At 55.7% G+C, this 826-nt stretch carries 1 protein-coding gene; it reads right to left on the reverse strand.

The genetic code is table 11. From position 1 onward, the window contains the following. Positions 1-592: GNAT family N-acetyltransferase (locus BZK31_RS27905; protein WP_102136530.1), on the reverse strand; the 592-nt coding region annotated here is incomplete at its 3' end. Between the last annotated feature and the right edge of the window lie 234 nt (positions 593-826).

Below are 826 nucleotides of genomic sequence, written 5' to 3' on the forward strand. Positions count from 1 at the left end.
CCTTGTCTCCATGCTGCTTGAGCAGGTACGCATGAATCTGTCGGACCTCGACCGAACGGTAGATCGGCGCGATGTCCATCACCGCCAGCAGTCCCTGCGTGCCATGATCGCGCGTATTCATGATGACGTGTGGCCCTCGCGCGCCCAACACCTGAAAACCCAGAGACTCGAAGTACGGCACTTTATCGACCACGCAGTACAGCTCGGCATGCGGGTATCGGCTGACCATTTTGTCCAGCATGGAGCGTGCAATGCCCTGACCACGATGGCTCTCCCGAACCGCCATGTAAGCCACAGCGCAGGCATAGGGGTCGTTCTGGACAGGCAGGTAAAGCAGAAAGCCAAGCACCGTTTCAGGGTTTTCATCGTCCAGCGCCACGATCAGCTCGACCGCCATGCTGCCTGAGCCATCCATGGCGTTGAGGTAAAGGTGCACCTCGTAACCCACACCGTATTGATAAAGGTTGTACAGCGGATTGCTCGGCGCAATGGCGACCAGGCTGATGTCAGTCACGTAGTCGACGACCATCTGCTGGATCTGGCTTCGAATGAATTCCGGCGGCGGGTTTTGCAACAGCATGACAGTGGGCATTGAACGTCTGGCTCCGAGGGTAAGGCTTGCCTGAGGCGGGTGGCGCCCATGATAAACCGTTAGCGAATGAAGGACCGGCAGAAGCGGTGCTCACATGTGGAAATCCCGGATGCTCACCGATGATCCTTTGTTTCCCACCTGACTGTTACATAGTGTTTCTTATTACGCGCTATACCTCGAGACAAGTAGTATCCAAGAGCCACTACTCCAGCAGTGAACTATTATTTATCTGGG

Origin of the sequence: Pseudomonas floridensis, from assembly GCF_002087235.1 — a bacterium.
Lineage (GTDB): Bacteria > Pseudomonadota > Gammaproteobacteria > Pseudomonadales > Pseudomonadaceae > Aquipseudomonas > Aquipseudomonas floridensis.